This window comes from Saccharopolyspora antibiotica (assembly GCF_047200635.1).
GTDB lineage: Bacteria > Actinomycetota > Actinomycetes > Mycobacteriales > Pseudonocardiaceae > Saccharopolyspora_C.
In genome coordinates this window covers 146,134-167,881 of the sequence record NZ_JBJZOI010000004.1, presented here as the reverse complement: position 1 = coordinate 167,881, position 21,748 = coordinate 146,134, and the positions used below count along the sequence as shown (strand labels likewise).

Below are 21,748 nucleotides of genomic sequence, written 5' to 3'. Positions count from 1 at the left end.
CAGCAGCGACCCGGCACCGCCTGCGGCCCGGGGAGCCGGCCTGGTCTTCGGGCTCGGGTTCAGCGGGCGAGGTCCCTTCCCCGATCGCGTGATCGAGTGGTGTCCGCCCGCGCGGGCGGTCCTCGCCCATCGCCCCTACCGCTGCGCGTCAGCTCCGGCTTCCGACCGGATTCCCCGCCCATTCCGGGCACGACTGGCTCCCGGGCACCCTAACCGGGCGCACCGCTGCCGCATCAAGGTGATGTTCCTCGCCGCACGGTGGTGGTGGCCCCCGGCGCGCTCCGGCGGGGTGGCGATCACCCCGCCGGGACCGCGCCGCCGCGTCACCAGGTGACGGGCAGCGCGTGCAGGCCGAAGATCGCGGCGTCGTTCTTCAGCGGCAGCTCACCGGGGTCGCACGCGGGCCGCAGCTCGGGGATCTTCCGGAACAGCGTGCGGTAGACGATCTCCAGCTCCATCCGGGCCAGGTTCTGCCCGAGGCACTGGTGCGGGCCGTAGCCGAAGGCGACGTGCTGCCGGGCGCCGCGGTCCACGTCGATCTCCTCGGGCCGCGCGAAGGCCGCCGGATCGCGGTTCGCGGCGCCGCCCAGCGCGAACACGCCCTCCCCCGCCTTGATCGGCTGTCCGCCGATCTCCAGGTCGTCCTTGGCGATCCGCACCGTGATCAGATCGGTGATGCTGAAGTAGCGCAGCAGCTCGTCCACGACCTCCAGCGCTCCCTCGGCCGCTCCGGTGACGCGCTCGCGCAGCTCGGGGGCGCGCATCAGCGCCAGCGAACCCAGCGAGATCATGTTCCCGGTGGTGTCGTGCCCGGCGGTCAGCAGCAGGAAGGCCAGGTCCACGAGCTCGGCGTGGTCGTAGGAGCGGTCCTCGGGCGTCTTGGCGGCCTGGCGGCTGAGCAGGTCGTCGCCGGGATCCGCCTCCTTCCGGGTGACCAAGTCGTCGAGGTAGGACTGCAGGTCGAAGAAGGCCCGCTGCCGGGCCAGCGGGGGCTCGGTCGTGTTGAGCATCGTGGACGTGCGGTCCTCGAAGAACTCGTGGTCGCCGTAGGAGACGCCGAGCAGTTCGCAGATCACCAGCGACGGAACCGGGAACGACAGCGCGCGCACCAGGTCGGCCGGACGCGGTCCGGCCAGCATCGCGTCCACCGCCTCGTCCACGACCTGCTGCACCCGGGGACGCATCGCCTCGGTCTTGCGCAGCGTGAACTCGCCGACGACGGCGCGGCGGGCCCGGGTGTGCACCGGCGGGTCCATTCCCGCCAGCGAGAGCGTGGAATCGTTGTCGCTCTTGGCCAGCTCCACCACGTGCGGGAAGTTCGGATCACCCCGGTCGGAGCTCAGCCGGGGATCGACGAGGGCTCGGCGGACGTCCTCGTAGCGGGTGACGATCCAGGCGTGCCTGCCGGTGGGCAGCAGCACCCGGCGCACCGGGGTGCTCTCGCGCAGCTCGGGGTACTCCTCCGGCAGCCGGAACGGGCAGGTGCGGGGTGGGGGGAAGGCCAGTGCGGTGTCGTCCTCGGCCAGATCGGGCACGGGAGATCGGTCCTTCGGTGCGGGGCGCCGCGGCGCCGGGTGGGCCGGGGTGCGGAGGTCCCGTCCGTCCACACCGGACGCCGGGACCGGTCCTGGGGTCAGCGCGGCTTCTCGGCGGTGAGCAGCGCGGAGCCGAACTCGTCCACGTCGACCATGTCCGCCGGGCTGAACTTCGCGTCGCCGCCCTCCGCGAAGACCGGGTCCAGCTGGTCGTTGTCCCGGCTCATCTGCTGGAAGGTGGGGCGCACGCTCTGCTCGGTGATGTCCAGCAGCTCGGTGAAGCGCAGGCCCGCGCGGCGCAGCATCGGCAGGTAGTCGTCGCCGTCGGCGAGGGTCATGATGAAGTCGCGCAGCAGCCGGTCGACGTGCCGCTGCTTGTCGGCGGGGATCGGGCCGCGGGCGAAGAAGTCGGTGAGCACGATCCGCCCGCCGGGCCTGAGCACCCGCCGGACCTCCCGGAATACCTGCTCGCGGTCGGGCATGTGGAAGATCGACTCGATGGCGATGGCGGCGTCGAAGGACTCGTCGGGGAACGGCAGCTCCATCGCGTCGGCGTGCTGGAACTCCACCTGGCCGGACAGGCCCTCCGCCTCGGCGATCTCGGTGGCGCGGGTGATCTGGTCTCGGCTGATCGCGATGCCGGTGACGTGCGCCCCGGTCCGGCGGGCGATGCGCCCGGCGGGCTGGCCGAGCCCGCAGCCCACGTCCAGCACCCGGTGCCCCGGCCGCAGCAGCAGCCGGTCGGCCATCATGTCGGTGAGCCGATCCGCCGCCTCCACCAGCGGCACGCCGGTGTCGTCGAGGTCCCAGAAACCGAGGTGCAGGCTGCCGCCGGTCCCCTCGGTGTCGAGCGCGGTGAGCCGGTCGTAGAGCAGTCCGACCTCTTCGGGGACGGACAGGGCGGAGTCGTGCGCGGACATGGGGGTTCCTCCTGGTGTTGTTCGCGGGAAGAGGAGTTCGACGGGAACGGGCCGTCGCGAGAAGGCGGGGGCGCGAGTCGCGAACGCGGCGGGCGCGCTCCGGAATCCGCGGAATCGCCAGGCGCGGCGGCGTTTTCCTGGATTCGGGGTGCGAGCCGCCCCTCCCGGAAAGCTACACGCCACCCCGCCGCCGGTGAACACGTCGCGCGACGCTGATCGCGCTTCTGGGGAAATCACTGGTGTTCCGCGCGCGGTGCTCATTCCGCGACGCGCACCAGGGTCTTGCCGGTGTTCGCCCCGGCCAGCATGTCCAGGAACGCTCGCGGCGCCTGGTCCACCCCTTCGGCGACGGTCTCCCGGAACAGCACCTCGCCGCGAGCGAGCCAGCCCGACATCTCGGCCCGGAAGCGCGGTTTCACGTCCTCGTGGTGTCCGACGAGGAATCCGCGCAGGGTGATCCCCTTCCCGATCGCCTGCACGAGGTGGCGGGGCCCCGCTGGTTCTCCCTTCTGGTTGTACTGCGAGATCGCGCCGCACAGGGCGAACCGGGCACCGGTGCGGGCCAGCAGCAGCGCGGCGTCCAGGTGGTCGCCGCCGACGTTGTCGAAGTAGACGTCCAGGCCCTCGGGCGCGGCCTTGGCGAGCTGCTGCCAGATCGGACCGTCGTGGTAGTCGAAGGCCCGGTCGAAGCCGAGGTCCTCGGTCAGGTGCCGCACCTTCTCGGGGCTCCCCGCCGACCCGATCACCTTGCCCGCGCCGCGCAGCCGCGCGATCTGGCCGGCCAGCGAGCCGACCGCGCCCGCCGCGCCGGAGACGAACACGACGTCACCGGGCCGGAACCCGGCCACCTCCAGCAACCCGGCGTAGGCGGCGTGCCCCGGCATGCCCAGGGCGCCGAGGTGGTCCGCGGGCCGCGCGACCGACGTGTCGATCCTCTCGGCGCTCCCCGCACCGAGCACCGCGTACTCCCGCCAGCCGAGGTCGTGCACCACCACGTCCCCGGCCGCCAGCAGCGGCGAGCGCGACTCCAGCACCTCCCCGACCGCACCGCCCTCCAGGGGCTTCCCGATCCGGAAGGGGGCCGCGTAGCCGCGCACGTTGTTCATCCGGCCGCGCATGTACGGGTCGACGCTCATCACCAGGTTGCGCACCAGTGCCTGCCCGGGCCCGACCGGGGGCAGCTCGGCGCGCACGACGTCGAAGTCCGCGGTGGTCGGCCAGCCGTCGGGCCGGGCGGCCAGCCGGACCTCGGTGCCGGTGGTCGGAACGTGCATCACGATCTCCTCGGGGTGCGGGGTCAGCTGACGGTGGCCGGAGCGCGTTCTGCCGCTCGCGGTGGGGAAGGGGAATCCGGCACGAGGGAGGCCCAGCGGCGGGCAGCGGCGGCGAGGGATTCCGCGGCCCCGTCCAGCAGCAGCCTGCCGATCTCGTCGACGTGCCGCGCCCGCCAGGGCTCCAGCTCGGTGCCCCGCACCCACTCGTTGAACGCGCCCAGCGCGGGTCCGGTGTGGACCTGGCGGTTGACCTTGTCCTCCTCGGCCCCGGTCATCGCCAGCCTGGTGCTGTAGTGGAAGTACCAGCGGAACAGGTGCGCCATCTTGATCTTGGGATCCCGCTCCGCCTGGGCGATGCGCTCCTCCCGGCCGCGCGCGCGCAGGTAGGCGCACACCTCCTCCCACACCTGCTCGGCACCGCGCCGGAAGTAGGTGCGCTCGACCAGCGCCCGGGTCTTCGCCGGGATCTCCTCCCAGGACCCGTAGTGCGAGTGCAGGGCGAACAGCCGGTTCGCCCTGGTCGGGAAGAACACGCCCCTGCGCAGCACCTGCACCTGCGCGCCCATCTCGAACATGTCGCCCGCCGGGGCGTAGCCGGTGTCGTCCACCCCGATGCGCTGCAACTCGTCCTTGACCGGTTCGCTCATCGCGGACTCCGCGCTGCACTGGTTCACCGAACCGGTGAGCACGTAGTCGGCGCCGAGCACGAAGGCCGAGGCGGCCGCGGCAGGGGTGCCGATGCCGCCCGCGAGCCCGGTGCAGATCCGCTCCGCGTAGCCGTGCTCGCGCATCGCCCGGTCCCGCAGGGCCAGCATCGCGGGCAGCAGCACGGTGGCGATGCCGCCGTCGGTGTGCCCGCCGGAATCGGCCTCGACGGTGAGGTCGTGGCTCATCGGCACCGCACGCGCCAGCCGCACCTGCTCCTCGGTCAGCGCCCCCTCGTCCCGCAGCTGCCGCAGGATCCGCTCCGGGGGCGGGGCCAGGAACTCCGCGGCGGTCTCCGGGCGGGAGACCTTCGCCAGGATCCGGTGCTCGCACACGGGATTCCCGTCCGGTCCGGCGCGCAGCCCGGCGGCCCGGAACCGCACCAGCGCCGGGGTGATCCGGATGAAGGCGGAGGCCTCCACCACCCGCACCCCGAGCCGCAGCAGCTGCTCGACGACCTCCCGCTCGGCGGCCGGGTCGTCGTGGTCGGCGAGCAGGTTGACCCCGAACGCCCGCTCCGCGGTCAGCCCGCGCCGCACCTGCTCGATCGCGCGCTCCACCTCGGCCGGGGCGAGACCTCCGGTGCCGAGCACGCCGAGCATCCCGGCGCGGCCGAACCGCACGACCATCTCGGCGGAGGCGATCCCCCGGTAGAGCCCGCCGCCCGCGTAGGCGTAGTCCAGGCCGTAGCGGCGGCGGAACACCTCGCTGCCCAGCGCGGACCCCGGGGTCGTGCCGGGAGCCGGAGGCGGCTCGGGCGGGGCCGCTCGGGCGGGAACCGGTTCGGGCGCAGGCCCGGGCACCGCGCGGATCTGCCGCACGAGCCCGCCCACCACCGCCCCGCCGAGCTCCACGAACTCCTCCACCCCCTCGTCCAGCAGCGCCCGCACGCTCTCGGTCCAGCGCACCGGCCGCACGATCTGCTCCGCGAGCAGCCGCGCGGTCTCCCCCGGCGGGTACGGCCGCGCGGTGGCGTTCGCGACCACCGGGACGCTCGGGTCGTCGAGCCGGAACCGCGCGAGGTGGCGCGCGAACTCCGCTGCCGACTCCGCCATCAGCGGCGAGTGGAACGCCCCGGAGACGGCGAGCCGCGCGCAGCGGATCTCGCGGGCTTCCAGGTGCGCCACCAGCTCCCCGATGGCCTCGACCTCGCCGGAGACGACCTGCTGGGCGGGCGCGTTGTCGTTGGCCACCACCAGCTCGCCGAACCCGGCCTCGTCCAGCAGCGCGCGCAGCCGCGCGGGATCGAGCCCGAGCACCGCGACCATGCCGCCACCGCGAGCCCGCGCCATCAGCTCGCCGCGCCGCCGGACCAGGCGCAGCCCGGTGGTGAAGTCGAACGCCCCGGCCGCGTGCAGCGCGCAGTACTCGCCGAGGCTGTGGCCGGCCAGCCGGTCCGGTTCGGCCCCGCTCTCCTCCCGCCACCGCCGGTAGGCGAGGGCGCCGACCGCGTACAGCGCGGGCTGGGTGAAGCGGGTGTCGCCGAGGCGCTGCTCCGGGTCCCGCTCGCACAGCTCCCGGAGCGAGAAGCCCAGCACCTCGGAGGCCTCGCGCTCCGCCTCCGGGTAGGCGTCGAACAGCTCCCGGCCCATGCCGCGCCGCTGTGCGCCCTGCCCGGGGAAGATCACCGCACGCATCTCAACGACCTCCCCGTCCGGTCTCCGGCGCGTACAGCCGGTCGCACAGCCGCAGCAGCTTCTCCAGCGCCGCCGGGGCGGTCATCACCTCGGAGTGCATCGAGGTGTCCACGTCGATGGTGAAGAAGTCGTCGATCCGCTCGGCCCAGCCGCGCCAGTACTCGGTGCCGTCCACCTGCGGCAGGGAGTCGTCGGGCAGCAGCACCATGTACTCCCGGAACGCGCCGAAGAACTCGCCGCTGGCGTTGCGCAGGTAGTAGCAGCTGAGCTCGTCCGGCCTCGGCAGCTCGCGCAGCTCGTAGCGCTCGCCCTGGGTGGCCTCCAGGTAGCGGGCGAGCTGGCGCACCCGGGACCGCAGCTGCGCCTCGTTCTTCTTCACGCCCCGGTCCAGCGCGGCCCGGATCAGCGAGTCGAGGAAGGCCGGGCCGTCCAGGGCGGGATCGACCTCGTCGCGCCGCAGGATCGGCGCGTCGTCCTGGTGCGACTCGAAGCTGTTGTTGCCCAGGATCAGGTTCACCGCCCGGTAGTCGCTGACCTTGGACACGATCTCCGGGCTGTGGTCGCCGCCGACGATGATGTCGTTCGCCGCGTTCGTGGCCTCGGCGTCGAGGGTGTCGAGCATGACCAGCGAGCGCACCTCGGCCCCGCGCAGCTGGAGCTGCCGCACGACCTCGTAGGCGAACAGCCCGCCGAGCGAGAACCCGCCGATGTCGTAGGGGCCTTCGGGCTGCACGGCGCGGACGAGGTCCGCGTAGAACTCGGCCATCGGGACCTGGCCGGTGAGGATCTCGGTGCCGTCGATCCAGCCCTTCGGCTGGATGCCGTAGAAGGGCCTGCGGACCCGGGCGGCGACCGGGGCGTAGGACTCGACGCCGCCGTTCCCGTGGTGCACCCAGAACACCGGGCGGCCCTCGGTGACGCCGTTCATCCGCACCAGCTCGGGGAACTCGGTCGCGGGGACCGGTGCGGGACGCGCCGCGCCGGGTGGGACCTCCGCCCGCTGCCGGGGGATCTCCGGGGCGGGTCGCGCGGGCGCGAGGGCCGTCGCGATCGCCTCCACGATCTCGTGCAGGGTGTCGCAGCCGGCGATGACGTCGAGGGTGAGCCCGGCGTCGACGTGCGCCTGCACCTGGGTGAGGAACTGCATCATGAAGATCGAGTCGAAGCCGTAGTCGGTCAGCGGCTCGTTCCTCGGCAGCGCGGCGGGCTCGATCTCCAGCAGCGCGGCCATCAGGTCGGCGACGACCGGCAGCAGCGCGGCGGCGTCGGGGACGTCCGCGCCCCGCGCCCCGCCGGGCCCGGCGTCGCCTGCCCGGTCCTCGTGGGCCCGGTCCTCGTGGGCCCGGTCCTCGTGGGCCCGGTTCCCGGCGTCCCGGGGCTCGGCGGTCGGCTCGTCGGGCAGGAACCGCTCGCGCAGCCGCGCGGGGTCCCCGTCCAGGGCGATCACCTGGGGCCGCCGGGCCGCCCAGGCCCGGTGCAGCGCGTCGAGACCGACCTCGGCGCGCATCGGCCGCATCCCGGCGGACTCCAGCAGCCGCGCGGTGGAGGCGGTGCCGCCCATCCCGCCCTCCTCCCAGAGCGGCCAGTTCACCACCAGCGTCCGCCCGGACCGCTCGCCCCGGGCCACCAGGGACTCCCGGTGCGCGGCGTAGCCGTCCAGGAAGCCGTTCGCGGCGGCGTAGTCGGCCTGCCCGACGTTGCCGAACGCGGCCATCGAGGAGAAGCAGAGGAAGCACTCCAGCGCCGATCCGGCGGTGGCCTCGTCGAGGTGGCGCACGCCGGAGACCTTCGCGGCGAACACCTGCCGCAGGTCCTCGGCGGTCTTGCGGGCCAGGAAGCCGTCCCGCAGCACCCCGGCGGCGTGCACCACCCCGTGCAGTGCTCCGTGCCGGGCCTCCACCTCGCGCACCGCCCGCCGCACGTCCGCGCCGTCGGCGACGTCGAGGGCGCGGTAGTCGGCCTTCGCCCCGCTGGCGCGCAGCCGGGTCAGCAGCTCCTCCTGCGCCGGCCCGGCCGGGCTGCGCCCGCACAGCACCAGCGCGGGCGAGTCCACCCGTCGCGCGATCTCCTCGGCGACGAGCGCGCCGAGGCCCCCGGCCCCGCCGGTGAGCAGGTAGACCCCGCCGTCGCGCCAGGGCGGGCGCGCGGCGGGCGCGGCGATCTCGCGCCAGCGGGAGATCTCGCGCCCGCCGTCGCGGTGGCGCACCACCGGCTGCTCGACGTCGGCGGCGTCGCGGCGGACCTGGTCGGCCAGTGCGGCGAGCGGAGTCGCCGGATCGACCTCGACCAGCTGCGCGCGCAGCTTCGGGTGCTCCAGCTGCGCGGTGCGCAGCATCCCGGCCAGCCCGGCCAGCCAGGGCGCGTCGCCCGGCACCACGACCTGCACCAGGCGGTGCGCGGCTCCGCGGGCCTGCTCGCGCAGCAGGGCGAGCAGGTGCTCGGCGTGCGCGGTGTAGCGCTCGTCGAGGCCGCCGCTCCCGACTCGCGCGGTGCACGTCGCGCCGAGCAGACCGCCGAGTTCGTCCGGGTCCACCCCGGGCAGTTCGCAGAGCAGCACGTGCCGCTCGGCCGGGTCCGCGGCGGGCTCGGGCGCCGCGGCGGGCGCCCAGGCCGGTTCGACCAGCAGCGCGGTCTCCACCGGGGTCTTCTCCACCGGGGCCGTCTGCACCGGACGGGCCTCGGCGGTCGAGCGCGGCCGGGCGCGGGTGCCGAACCCGAGGATCCGCACGCACACCGCGCCGCTCTCGTCGCACAGGTCGACGTCCAGGCGGCGCACCCCGGAGTCCCGGCGATCGTCCGCGGAGCGGCGCGCCACCGCCCAGCCCGCCTCCGGTGTCGGGGCCAGCACCCGCACCTCGCGCACCGCGAACGGCAGCGCCGCCTCCTCCGGTGCCGCGCCCTCCTCGCTGAGCACCAGGCCCAGCGTGGTCTGCAGGGCCCCGTCGAGCATCGCCGGGTTCAGCTCGAAGGCCCCGGCCGCGGCCACCGGCAGCCGCAGCCGGGCCACGGCGAGGTCGTCGCCGCGGTGCAGGTGCTCGATCGCCCGGAAGGCGGAGCCGTAGCCCATGCCCATCCGGGAGAACAGCCGGTAGATCTCGGTCCCGTCGTGGCGCACCGGGCACATCGCGCGCAGCGCGTCGAGATCGTGCACCTCGGCGGCGGGCAGGTCCTGCTCGACCCGCGCCGTCCCCTGGGCGTGCGGCACGCGCTCGCCGGAGTCCTCGACGCACGCCCGGAAGGCGCCGGAGTCCGGGTCGACCTCCAGGAGCAGGGAGCGCGGCGCGGTGACCGGAAGCGGGCGCAGCCAGGTGACGTCGCACAGCCGCACCCCGGCGGTGGCGCCCAGCGCCGCCCGGGCGAACTCCAGGTAGGCGGCCCCGGGCAGGGTGGGCACGTCGCCCACGCGGTGATCGCGCAGGCAGGAGTCCGCACCGCCGAGCTCGTGGCGGTGCTCGGGGCGCTCCGGGACGGGCGCGGCGGCGGCTCGGTCCCCGTCCGCGATCCAGTAGCGCCGCAGCGCGAACGGGTAGCTCGGCAGCGGCAGCCGCCGCGCCGGACGGCCGGCGTGCAGCCGCTTCCAGTCGAAGTCGAAGCCGGTGACCCACAGCTTCAGCAACCGGCCCAGCTTGCCCTTGGCGACCCAGCCGTCGATCGCGGTGGCGATGTCCTCGTCACCGGCCAGCTCCGCCCAGACGCCTCGCCGCTCGGCTCGGCCCAGGTGCAGTCCCGGCGGCCTGCCACCGGCCACGTGCGCGGCGAGCCGCTGGCGCACCTCGGCCAGCGAGTGCGCCAGGAACGCCAGCCGCTCCGCCATCGCGGTGCGGCCCACCTGCAGGGTGTGCGCGAGGTCGGGCAGGTCGGTCTCGGCCAGCCCACCCGCGTCGATCCGTTCCACGAGCTGCCGCGCGCGGGCGCGCAGCGTCTCCGGACCGGCGGCGGAGAGCACGATCGCGACGGGCCCGGCGGCCGGTTCGCGGCGGGCCGCGGGCGGCCGGTACTCCTCCAGCACCACGTGCGCGTTGACGCCGCCGAAGCCGAAGGAGCTCACCCCCGCCCGGCGCGGCAGCTCATCGCCGCGCTCGTCGCGCGGCGCGACCCACTCCTCGCTCTCGCGGACCAGTCGGAAGGGGCTGCCCTCCAGTTTGACCAGCGGGTTGATCCGCTCCGCGTGCAGGCTGGGCACCAGAGTCCGGTGCCGCAGCTGCAGCAGCACCTTGAGCACCCCGGCCACCCCGGCGGCCAGCTCCAGGTGCCCGATGTTCGTCTTCACCGAGCCGATGCCGCACCGCCCGGCGGGCACCGGCGCGTCCCCGGCGAGCTCGGCGAAGGCCTCCTTGAGCCCGTTGATCTCGATGGGGTCACCCAGCCTGGTGCCGGTCCCGTGCGCCTCCACGTAGCCCACGGTGCGCGGATCGATGCCCGCCCCGGCGTGGGCGCGGCGGATCACCGCGGCCTGCGCCTTCGGGTTCGGGGAGGTCAGCGAGTTGGCGCGGCCGCCGTGGTTCTCGGCGGTGGCCCGGATCAGCCCGTAGACGTGGTTGCCGTCCCGCTCGGCGGCCGACAGCGGCTTGAGCACCAGCATCCCGACGCCCTCCCCCCGGCTGTAGCCGTCCGCGTCGGCGGAGAAGCTCTTGCACCGGCCGTCCTCGCTGAGCATCCCGGAGCGGCTGAAGCTGACGTGCCCGTCCGGCACGACGATGGTGTTCACGCCGCCCACCACGGCCATCCCGGTCTCCCCGCGCTCCAGGGCGGCCACGGCGCGGTGCATCGCCACCAGCGAGCTGGAGCAGGCGGTCTCCACCGGTTCGCTCGGGCCGTGCACGTCGAGGAAGTAGCTCATCCGGTTCGGTCCGACGGAGGGCACGCTGCCGGTCGGGGTGACGCCGCGGGAACGGGCCGCGGAGCGCTCGGCGAGCAGGCCGTAACCGGTGTCGTGGGTGCCCACGAACAGCGCGAGATCCGAGCCCGCGAGCTCCTCGGCGGAGTGCCCGGCGTCCTCCAGCGCCTTCCACGCGTACAGCATCAGCAACCGCTGCTGCGGGTCCATGTGCACGGCGTCCTTCGGGGCGATGCCGAAGAACAGCGGGTCGAACTCGGCGATGCCGTCGACGAACCCGCCGTGCTTGGCCCGCGTGCGGCCCGGCTCCTGGAGCGGATCTCCGTGGTGCGCCCGCCAGTCCCAGCGGTCGGCGGGGACCTCGTCGACGCAGTCCCGGCCGGCGCGCAGGTTCTCCCAGAACTCGTCGAGGTCGGCGGCCTTCGGGAAGCGGCCGCTGATGCCGACGATCGCGATGGGGTCGTCGCCCTCCCGCGCGGCGGGTGCTCGCGAGGCCGGCCCGGGCCGCTCGGCCGGGGGCGCCTCCTCGGGAGGGGGCACCGCCGCGGCCGGAACCGGTTGCGGCGCCTCGGGTTCCGCGACCTCGACCGGCTGGCCGAGGGCGGCGGCCAGCTCGGTCCCGTGCTCCGCCGCGACGAAGGCGCTGAAGGCGCGCAGCGTCGGGTGCTCGAACAGCACCGTGGGCACCAGCTCCAGGCCGAGGGACTCGTTCACCAGGTTGACCAACTGGCTGATGATGAGCGAGTCGAGGCCGTACTCGCTGAGCTCCACGTCCACGTCGAGGTCGGAGACGTCGACCTTGAGCAGCGCGCAGACCTTCTCCAGCACGATCTCGCGGACCCGCTCGGCGAGGTCCTCGGTGGACTGCTCGGGCGCGGGACCCGCCGGAGCCGACGGGTTCTCCGGTATCGACGGGTTCTTCGGCGGGGCCGGGGCCGCACCGCGCTGGTGGGCGCGCAGCAGCCGCAGCGCCTCGCCCTGCTCGATCCGGCCCTCGCTGATCAGCCGGTGCAGCTCGTCCAGCGATGCGATCGGGGTGCTCATGCCAGGCTCCTCTTGAACTCGTCGGCGCTCAGGGAACGCCTGCCGATGGCGTCGATCAGGTCCAGCAGGTGCGCGTCCCCGGGCTCGTCCTCGGCGGGCCGCTCCGGGGAGCCGTCCCCGCCGACCCGGCGGACGCTGAACCCGCGCAGCCGCGCGCAGATCTCGCCGTCGTCGTCGCAGACGTCGACGTCCAGGCGGCGGACCGCCCCGGCGTGGTCGTCCTCGGCGAACCGGACCACCGCCCAGCCGGTCTCCGGCGTCGGGCGCAGCACCTCCAGCTCGCGCAGGGCGTAGGGCAGCGCGGCCCCGGCCGCGTCCTGGTCCAGGAACACCCCGGCCGTCGCCTGCAGGGCGCAGTCGAGGACGCTCGGGTTCAGCACCAGGCCCTCCGCGCGGGCGGCGGCGGGCAGCACCAGGCGGGCCACGGCCTGCCGGGACCCGGTGCGCAGCGATTCCACGGCGCGCAGCGCGGGACCGTAGGCCATGCCGAACCGGGTGTAGCGCTCGTAGACCGCGTCCGCCCGGAGCACCGGGCCGTCGCACTCCGCGCGCAGCGCCGCCAGGTCCAGCCGGGCCGCCGGGGCGGGATCGCCGCGCCGCAGCTGCCCCCGGGCCAGCGCCGTGCGCTCCCCGCCCGGATCACCGGTGTAGACCTCGTAGTCCAGGCCGCCTCCGTCGCGCGGCGCGAGCGCCACGTGCACCTCGGTCGTCTCCCGGACCACCAGCGGGTTCAGCCAGCACGCGAGCCGGAACGACCAGGATCGCGCGTCGCCGCCCGCCGCTCGCACCGCCGCCTCCCGCGCCATCTCCAGGTAGGCGACGGCGGGCAGCACCCGGGCGGTCGGTTCGCCGGTGCCTGCCGCCGGGGCGCCGCGCCAGTCGGTCACCACCGAGACCACCTCGGCACCGACCCGGTGGTCCTCCAGGAAGAACTCCGCGCCGGTGAAGCGCGAGCTGTAGCGGTGCTCGGTGAGGTCTGAGGTGTTCTCGTGCACCAGCGGGTGCTTCGGCCCCCCGGTGGAACCGGGGCCTCCGGCGGCGGGCCGGCTGGTGTCCACCCAGTAGCGGCGCAACCGGAACGGGTAGGTCGGCAGCGGGAGCCGCCGGGGCGGCTGCCCGGTCTCGAAGCGCTCCCAGCGGACCTCGGCGCCGCGCACCCACAGCTGCGCCAGCCGGGAGCGCTCGGGCCCGCTCAACCCGGCGAACTCGCGCGGTCCGGCGAGTTCGGCGGGCAGCTCCGGCGGCGCGGTGCCGCGCGCGACCCGCCCGGCGTGCACCTCGGGGTGCCGCTCACCGCGCAGCCAGGCCTCCAGGCCGTCGCACAGCTCCCGCACCGTCCGCGCCGAGACCGCCAGCCGCTCCCGCATCGGGGTGCGCCCGAGCTGCGAGGTGCGGGCGATCGCGGTGAGGTCCGCGTCGGTGTGCGTCCCGCCGCGCAGCGCGGCGAGCCAGTCGGTCGCGAGTTGCCGGAGCACCTCGGGGTGGGTCGCGGACAGCACCACCGGCAGCGGTGCGCGGGGGGCGCTCCGCTCGGCGGGGGCCGCCCGGGGGACGTACTCCTCCAGCACCACGTGGGTGTTCACGCCGCCGAAGCCGAAGGAGCTCACCCCTGCGCGGCGCGGCAGCTCCCGGCCCTGCTCGTCGCGCGGCGCCGCCCAGTCCTGGTTCTCCCGGACCAGGTGGAACGGGCTGCCCGCCAGGTCGATGTAGGGGTTGACCTCCTCGCACCGCACGCCCGGCACGAGGCTCCGGTGCCGCAGCTGGAGCAGCACCTTGATCACTCCGGCGGCCCCGGCGGCCAGCTCCAGGTGACCGATGTTCGTCTTCACCGAGCCGACGCCGCAGTGCGCCTCGGTGACCTCGGCGCCCACGTCGGCGTACAGCTCCCGGAACGCCGCCTTCAGACCGTTGATCTCGACCGGGTCGCCCAGCTTGGTGCCGGTGCCGTGCGCCTCCACGTAGCCCACGGTGCGCGGGTCCACGCCCGCCCGGGTGTAGGCCTCCCGCAGCAGCGCGGCCTGCGCCTTGGGGTTGGGCGCGGTGAGCGAGTTGCCCCGGCCGCCGTGGTTCTCGGCGGTGGCCCGGATCAGCCCGTGGACGTGGTCCCCGTCCCGCTCGGCCTCGGAGAGCCGCTTGAGCACCAGGAACCCCACGCCCTCGCCCCGGGCGTAGCCGTCGGCGTCCGCCCCGAAGGTCTTGCACTTCCCGCTGGGGCTGAGCATCCCCGCCTTGGAGATGCTGATGTGCCCGTCGACGCTGACCATCGTGTTCACGCCACCGGCGATGGCCAGGTCGGACGCGCCGCCGCGCAGCACCTGCACCGCGCGGTGCAGGGCGACCAGCGCGCTGGAGCAGGCGGTGTCCACCGGTTCGCTGGGGCCGTGCAGGTCGAGGAAGTAGCTCATCCGGTTCGGGCCCATCGACGGCGCGGCGCCGGTGATGTCGTAGCCCTCGATCGCGGGTTGGTAGCGGGTGACCACGGTGCTGTACCCGGTGCTGGTGGTCCCGGCGATGAGCGCGGTGTCGGTGCCCGCCACGGATTCCGCCGAGTAGCCGGCGTCCTCGATCGCCTTCCACACGTGCAGCATCAGGAGCCGCTGCTGCGGGTCCATCAGCTCGGCCTCCTTCGGCGAGATGTCGAAGAAGAACGGGTCGAAGTCGCCGACGCCGTCCATGAAGCCGCCCGCGATGACGTCGGTGCTGTTCGGGTCCTTGATCGGATCGCCGTAGTGCTCCCGCCAGTCCCAGCGGTCCGCGGGGACCTCGCTGGTGCAGTCGCGGCCCGCGCGCAGGTTCTCCCAGTACTCGGCGATGTCGGCGGCCATCGGGAAGCGGCCGCTCATGCCGATCACCGCGATCGGTTCGTCGGCGGGCTGCCCGGCCGGCGGTGCGGCCGGGACCGGGTTCTCCCGCGCTACCGGGACTTCCGGTCGCGCGGGGGCGATCGCGTCGCCGTGCTCGGCGAGCAGGTGGTCGGCCACCTCGCCGAGCGTGGGGTGCTCGAAGAACAGGGTCGGGGCGAGCGAGAGACCGTGGGCGGCGTTGAGCTCCTCGGCGAACCCGGTCAGCGACAGCGAGTCGAAGCCGAAGCGGGTGAGCTCGGCGGTCGTCGTGATCCGCTCCGCGGGCACGTCCAGCAGCGCGGCGACCCGCTCGACCAGCTCGGCCAGCAGCGCCTCGCGCCGGGACGCGTCCGGTGGCGCGGCGGGCGGGTCGGCGGCGGGCGGGGCCGGCGCCCCGGAGCCGCCGGAGCGGTCATCGAGGAGGTGGTCCACGACGTCTCCCAGGGTCGGATGTTCGACGAAGGTCTTCGGGGGAACGGCGATCCCGCGCTCGGCCTCCACGGCCCCGGCGAGCGCGGTCAGCGCCACCCGGTCGAAGCCGTAGTCCCCGAGCGGCACGTCCGGGTCCAGTTCCTCGGCCCGCACGCCGAGCACCTCGGCGGCCTGGGCGCGGAGCCGGTCGAGGGCGGCGGTGCGCGCCGACGCCCGGTCCGGCGCGGCGGGTTCGGCGAGCAGCGCGCCGGTGATGCGGGCCCGGTGCCCGCGCAGCGCGAGCACGTGCGGTGCTCCGCTGCCCCAGGCCCGGCGCAGCGCGGCCGCACCGTGCTCCGGCCGCATCGCGACCATGCCGACCCGCTCCCGCATCCGCGCGGCGGTGGCGGCGTCCACGTCCATGCCGCCGCCCGACCACAGGCCCCAGCCGATCACCAGGGTCCGGCCGCGCCGCTCCCCGCGGGCGACGAGCTCCGCGCGGTGCGGGGCCCAGGCGTCCAGGAAGGCGTTGGCCGCGGCGTAGTCGCCCTGCCCCGCGTTGCCGAGCGAGGACAGCGAGGAGAAGCCGAGGAAGCAGTCCAGGTCCAGCTCGGCGGTGGCGGCGTCGAGGTGGGCGAACCCGGCGGCCTTGGCCGCCAGCACCTCCCGCACCTCGCCGGGCTCCTTGCGCGCCAGGTAGCCGTCCCGCAGCACGCCCGCGAGGTGCAGCACGCCGTGCAGCGCGCCGTGCTCGGCGACCACCTCGCGCACGCAGCGCTCGACGGCGTCGCGGTCGGTGACGTCCAGGCGGCGGTAGCTCGCGCGGGCGCCCGCCTCGGCGAGCTCGTCCAGCAGCCGCGACGGCCCCTCGGCGGAACGTCCGGCGAGCACCAGCCGCGCCCCGGGGGCCCGGGCCGCGATCTCGCGGGCGAACACCGCGCCGAGACCGCCCCCGCCGCCGGTGATCAGGTAGCTCCCGCCCGGCCGCCAGGGCGACACCTCGGGCGCGTCGTCCACGGGCTTCCAGCGCCGGACCTCGCGCCGCGCGCCGTCGTGGCGCACCTCGGCGTCACCGCTGCGCGCCTCGGTGCGCAGCAGCGCCGCGAGCGCGGCGGCCGGCACCGAGGGCTCCACCTCGACGACCTGGGTGGCGAGCTTCGGGTGCTCCAGGTGCGCGGTGCGCAGCAGGCCGGACAGCGCGGCCGACACCCGTCCGGCGCCGCGCGCGGGCACCACGACCTGCACCAGCACCCGGCCGTCCCGGGTCGCCCGGATCGCGGCCCGCAACCGGTCCAGCACGGCCTCCACCTGGGCGGTGAAGCGCTCCGCCGGTGCACCGGCCGTGGGCAGCGCGGCGCAGGGGGCGCCCAGCTCGTCCCGCAGCTTGGCCGGGTCGAGGTCGAGTCCGGTGAGCAGCACCTCGTGCCGCGCGGGCGGCTCCTCGACCGCCACCGCGGCGGCCGACCGCCACTCGGGAGCGAGCAGCACGTCCTCCTCGGATCGGGCGTCACCGCCCCCGGGGAGCGGCCGGGTGGTGAAGCCGAGCAGCCGCACCCGCACCGCGCCGTCCTCGTCGCACAGCTCGACGTCCGCCCGGAGCACCTCGCCGCCCCGGTCGTGCGCGGAGGGCCGGACCACCGCCCAGCCCGCCTCCGGGCTCGGGCCGTGGATCCGCACTTCTTCCACCGCGAACGGCAGCGCGGTGGCCGCCTCGGTGCCGTCCCCGCGCAGCGAGAGCCCGAGCGCGGCCTGCACCGCCGCGTCCAGCACGGCCGGGTGCAGCGTCCAGGCCCCGCCGTCGCGTCCTTCCTCCGGCAGCCGCAGCCGGGCCACCGCGAGATCGGCGCCGACGTGCAGCTCCCGCACCGCGCGGAAGGACGGCCCGTAACCGATGCCCATCCGCTCGAAGTGCGCGTAGACCTCCTCGTGGGCCACCCGCCGCCCGGTGCGGGCCAGCAGCCCGTCCAGGTCGAGCCGGGCGGGCGGTTCCGCCGCCCCGCGCTCGACGACGCCCCTGCCGTGGATCCCCGCGGGCGTGCTGATCTCGAAGCCGAGACCGTCCGCGCGCTCGCGCAGGGCCACCGACGCGGTGACCGGCCCGGTGATCTCCACCGGGCGGGCCCAGACCACGTTGCGCAGCCGCAGCTCGGTCGGTTCCAGGCCCTCGTCCCGAGCCGCCGCGCAGGCCAGCTCCAGGTAGGCCACGCCCGGCAGCACCGGCACCGAGCGCACCCGGTGGTCGTCCAGGAAGAACTCCCGGCCGGTCAGCTCGACGGCGTGGTCCGGCCCGCGCCCCGCCAGCGGGGAGCGCTCCGGGGCGGTGGCCGAGGCGGGCCAGTACCGCTCCCCCGCGAACGGGTAGGGCGGCAACGAGGTGATCCGGAATCCGGCCTCGGCGAACAGCGGCGCGAAGCGGATCTCCGCGCCCCGCGCGAAGTGCCCGGCCAGCTCGGCCAGCGCCGCCGGGTCCGCGCCCTCGCCGAGCAGGTGCTCGACGCGGGCGGCCTCGGCGGGGTCCTGGCGGCGGTGCCCCTCGGCGGCGGTGCCGGTGACCACCCCCTCGGGGTCCTCGCCGCGCAGCCAGCCGCGCAGGGCGGCGAGCAGCGCGGCGCGGTCGGCGACCACGGCGGCCCAGCGGTGCGGGCAGTGCCTGCGCCCGGTCGCCAAGGTGAACGACACGTCGCCCAGGTCGAGGTCCGGGTGCTGCTCGGCGTGCGCCAGCAGCCGTTCCACCTGGTCGCGGCGGACGTCCTCGCCCTGCCCGGACAGCACGACCAGCCAGGCCGACCGCGCGGGATGGCCGCCGGTGCGGGCCGGAGCCTGCTCCAGCACCGCGTGCACGTTGGTTCCCGCCGCGCCGAAGGAGCTCACCGCCGCGCGGCGCGGGCCCCCGCCCGGGGGCTCCGGCCACGGGCTCAGCTCGGTGCTCACCCGGAACGGGCTCCCGTCCAGCTGGATCTCGGGGTTCGGTTCCCGGAAGCGCGGCGTCGGGGGCAGTTGCTCGTGCTCCAGCGCGAGCAGCGCCTTGAGCACTCCGGCGACCCCGGCCGCGAACTGGGTGTGCCCCACGTTCGTCTTGATCGAGCCGAGCGCGGTCCCGCCGGCCGGCGCGTCGCCGAAGGCGGCCCGCAGCGCGGTGAACTCGATCGGATCGCCCAGCGGGGTGCCGGTGCCGTGCGCCTCGACGAGCTGGACGCTCGCCGGGTCGATCCCCGCCCGCTCGTGCACCCGCCGCAGCAGGCGCTCCTGCGATCCGGCGCTGGGCGCGGTGAGCCCGTTGGTGGTGCCGTCCTGGTTCATCCCCGAGCCGCGCAGCACACCGCGCACCTGGTCGCCGTCGCGCAGCGCGTCGGAGAGCCGCTTGAGCACCAGCACCCCGGCGCCCTCGCCGGGCACGAAGCCGTCGGCGCGGGAGTCGAAGGTGTGGCAGCGCCCCCGGGCGGAGAGCATGTCCGCCCGCAGGGCCGAGCGGTAGAAGATCGGCGTGGACTGCACGAACACCCCACCGGCCAGCGCCATCGAGGTCTCGCCCCGCCGCAGGTCCTGGCAGGCCTGGTGGATCGCCACCAACGAGCTGGAGCACGCGGTGTCCACCGAGATCGCCGGGCCCCGCAGGTCCAGGAAGTAGGAGATCCGGGACGCGGTGACCGAGGAGATGTTGCCCCACAGCGCTTGCGGCGGGGCGTCCTCGCCGAGCAGCTGCTGGTAGTCGCTGGGCGAGCCGCCGACGTAGACGCCGCAACCCGAGCCGTCCAGGCGCTCCCCGGCCTGGCCCGCGTCCTCCAGCGCGTGCCAGCACTCCTCCAGGAAGATCCGCTGCTGCGGGTCGGTGCAGGCCGCCTCCTTGCCGGACATCCGGAAGAACCAGGCGTCGAAGCGGTCGATGTCGGACAGCAGGCTGCCGTGCCGGTGCGCGCCTTCGGGACCGAGCTCCCGGCTGAGGTCCCAGCGGGTGACCTCGCCGACGAGGTCGTCCCCGGCGGCGAGGTGGCGCCACAGCGCGGTGGCGTCCGGGGTCCGCGCGAAGCGGGCGGCGAGGCCGACCACGGCGATCGGCTCGTCGGCGGAGCGGGGTGCGGCGGGGCCGTCCGGGACGTCACGGGGCGCGCCGTTCGGCCGCGCGTCGCCGGTGGCGCGTCCGCTCGGCGCGGATCCGCCGGAACCGCGCCCGTTCGCACCGGGCCCGTGGCCGTTGGTCCCGGAACCGCCGGAACCGCGCCCGTTCGTCCCGAGCTCGTGGCCGTTCGTCCCGGGCTCGCCTTGGCCGTGGCCGTCGCGGCCCCGGTGTGCCGCGCTCGCGACGTCGAAACCGGTGGCGGGCAGCACCGCGAGCGGGGCGGCGGGCTCGGGCAGCGCGGCGCGCAGGGCGCCCTCGTGCCGCCGCACCAGGTGCGCCACCAGCCGCTCCAGCGAGCTGTGCTCGAACAGGGCGGTGCTGGGCAGGTCCGTGCCGAGCGCGCCGTTCACCGCCTGGACCAGCTTGACGCTGAGGATGGAGTCCACGCCGAAGTCCGAGAAGGAGGCCTGCGGGTCGATCTCCTCCGGCTCCATCACGAGCACCCGGGACAGCTCGCCCAGCACCACGTCCTCGGTGCGGTGCCGCAGCCCCGGTCCGTCCCCCTCCGGCCGCTCGGGACCGGCCGGAGTCCCGGCCGAAGGCCGCGCCGATCCGCCACCGGGCAGCTCGGCGGACACCCAGTAGCTCTTGCGCTGGAACGGGTACGTCGGCAGCGGCGTGCGCCGCACGTCGAGGCCCGCGAACAAGGGCGCGAAGTCCACCGCCGCACCCGCCAGGTAATCCGCGCGGACCCGCTCGTGCGGCTCCTCGCCGTCACCGGCGGTGCCGAGGTCCTGGTCCGCGAGGCGGGAATCCAGTTGCCGCAGCAGGGATTCCCGGTCGGCGGCGATGAACGCGGCGCGGTGCTCGTGGTGGTCGCGGCCGAGCGCGAGGGTGCGGCTCACGTCGCCGAGCACCGCCTCCGGGCGTGCCCGCAGGTGCGCGGCGAGGTCCGCGATCCGCTGCCGCAGCGCGGCGGGCCGTCGTCCGGAGAGCGGGAACAGGTGGGTGCCACCGGTGTTCCCGCGAGCGGGCGCCGGAACGTCCTCCACGACCAGGTGCCCGTTGGTGCCGCTGAACCCGAAGCCGCTCAGACCGGCCGCGCGCCTGCCCCGCGAGTTCGGCTCCCACGCCCGCAGCGCGGTGTTCACCCGCAGCGGGCCGCCGTCGAGCCGGATCGCCGGGTTCCGCTCACGGTAGTGCAGCGAGGCCGGGATCTGCCCGTGCCGCATGGAGAGCACCAGCTTCAGCAGTCCGGCCACGCCCGCCGCGGAGGTGGTGTGCCCGAGGTTCGTCTTGATCGAGCCGAGCGCGATCGGCCCGGGCGTCCCGGCGAACGCGGCGGACAGCGCCTGGCACTCCAGCGGATCGCCGAGCTGGGTGCCGGTGCCGTGCGCCTCGATCACCCCGATCTCGGCCGGGTCGATGCCGAACTCGGCGTGCACCTGGCGGATCAGCCGTTCCTGGGACCGGGCGCTGGGTGCGGTGATCCCGTTGGTGGCGCCGTCCTGGTTCACCGCCGAGCCGCGGATCACGGCGTGCACGTGGTCGCCGTCGCGCAGCGCGTCGGAGAGCCGCTTGAGCACCACCACCCCGACGCCCTCGCCCGGCACGAAGCCGTCGGCGCCCGCGTCGAAGGTGCGGCAGCGCCCGCTGGGCGAGAGCATCCCGCCGCGGCTCGCGGCCAGGTGCGTGGCCGGGGTGGTGGTGACGCTGACCCCGCCCGCGAGGGCGAGCTCGGTCTCCCCGGCGCGCAGCCCCTGGCAGGCCAGGTGCACCGCGACCAGCGAGCTGGAGCAGGCGGTGTCCACCGCGATCGCCGGACCCCGCAGGTCGAGGTGGTAGGCGACCCGCCCCGGCACCACCGAGGGCGCGTTGCCCCAGGCCGCCTGCGCGGGCGGCGGGCCGTCGAACCACGCGGTGTAGTCCCCTCCGGTGCAGCCGACGTAGACGCCGCAGCGGCGCCCGGCCAGCTCGGCGCTCGCGTACCCGGCGTGCTCCACCGCGGTCCACGCCTGCTCCAGCAGCAGCCGCTGCTGCGGATCGGTGCAGGTCGCCTCGATGCCGGTGAGGTTGAAGAAGTTCGCGTCGAACTCGTCGATGCCGTCCAGGAAGCTGCCCGACCGACAGGTCAGTTCATCCACATCGGACAGATCCCAGCGCTCGATCGGCCCGACCAGGTCGTCCCCGGCGGCCAGGTGCGCCCAGAGGGCGTCCGCGTCGGGCGACCCGGCGAACCTGGCGCTGAGCCCGATCACGGCGATCGGCTCGTCGCGGCCCCCGTCCCGCGCGGGCGGCGCGGTGGTCACGACCTCGGTCGCGGCGGGCCGCTCCGCCGGGCGCCGGGCGCCGGGCCGCTCAGCGACCGGGTCCGGTTCCGCGGGCAGCCGGGGATCGTGCTGCTCGGCGATGTGCCCGGCGAGCTGCTCGACGCTGCGGAAGTCGAAGATGACCGTGGTGAGCAGGTCGAGGCCGAGCCGCTCGT

6 protein-coding genes and 1 riboswitch (1 of these 7 cut by a window edge) are annotated in these 21,748 nt (G+C 75.3%); all 6 genes read right to left on the bottom strand.

All coding sequences use genetic code 11. From position 1 onward, the window contains the following. Positions 1–42 precede the first annotated feature (42 nt). A riboswitch (cobalamin riboswitch) is annotated at positions 43–175 on the bottom strand. Positions 176–323: 148 nt separating this feature from the next. Further along, the gene (locus ACL03H_RS04035; protein WP_412809695.1) at positions 324–1,535 is read right to left on the bottom strand and encodes a cytochrome P450; all 1,212 of its coding nucleotides are present in this window, start codon (positions 1,533–1,535) and stop codon (positions 324–326) included. Between the two features lie 98 nt (positions 1,536–1,633). Continuing rightward, positions 1,634–2,455, bottom strand: a complete 822-nt coding sequence (locus tag ACL03H_RS04030; RefSeq protein WP_412809694.1) for an SAM-dependent methyltransferase — start codon at positions 2,453–2,455, stop codon at positions 1,634–1,636. Positions 2,456–2,712: 257 nt separating this feature from the next. After that, positions 2,713–3,729, bottom strand: coding sequence for an NADP-dependent oxidoreductase (locus tag ACL03H_RS04025; RefSeq protein ID WP_412809693.1), 1,017 nt, complete (start codon positions 3,727–3,729; stop codon positions 2,713–2,715). A 23-nt stretch (positions 3,730–3,752) separates the two neighbouring features. After that, positions 3,753–6,071 carry an ACP S-malonyltransferase gene (gene fabD, locus ACL03H_RS04020; protein WP_412809692.1) on the bottom strand — a complete coding sequence of 773 codons (2,319 nt, stop codon included), beginning with the start codon at positions 6,069–6,071 and terminating at the stop codon, positions 3,753–3,755. Position 6,072: 1 nt separating this feature from the next. Continuing rightward, positions 6,073–11,952 carry an SDR family NAD(P)-dependent oxidoreductase gene (locus tag ACL03H_RS04015; protein ID WP_412809691.1) on the bottom strand — a complete coding sequence of 1,960 codons (5,880 nt, stop codon included), beginning with the start codon at positions 11,950–11,952 and terminating at the stop codon, positions 6,073–6,075. Then, a protein-coding gene (locus tag ACL03H_RS04010) for an SDR family NAD(P)-dependent oxidoreductase (protein ID WP_412809690.1) crosses the window boundary here: on the bottom strand, positions 11,949–21,748 show its end. Its footprint extends 13,762 nt past the window's final position; only the last 9,800 of its 23,562 coding nucleotides appear in the window; its start codon lies off the right edge, out of view; the stop codon is at positions 11,949–11,951. Before ACL03H_RS04010 ends, ACL03H_RS04015 begins: the two co-directional genes overlap by 4 nt.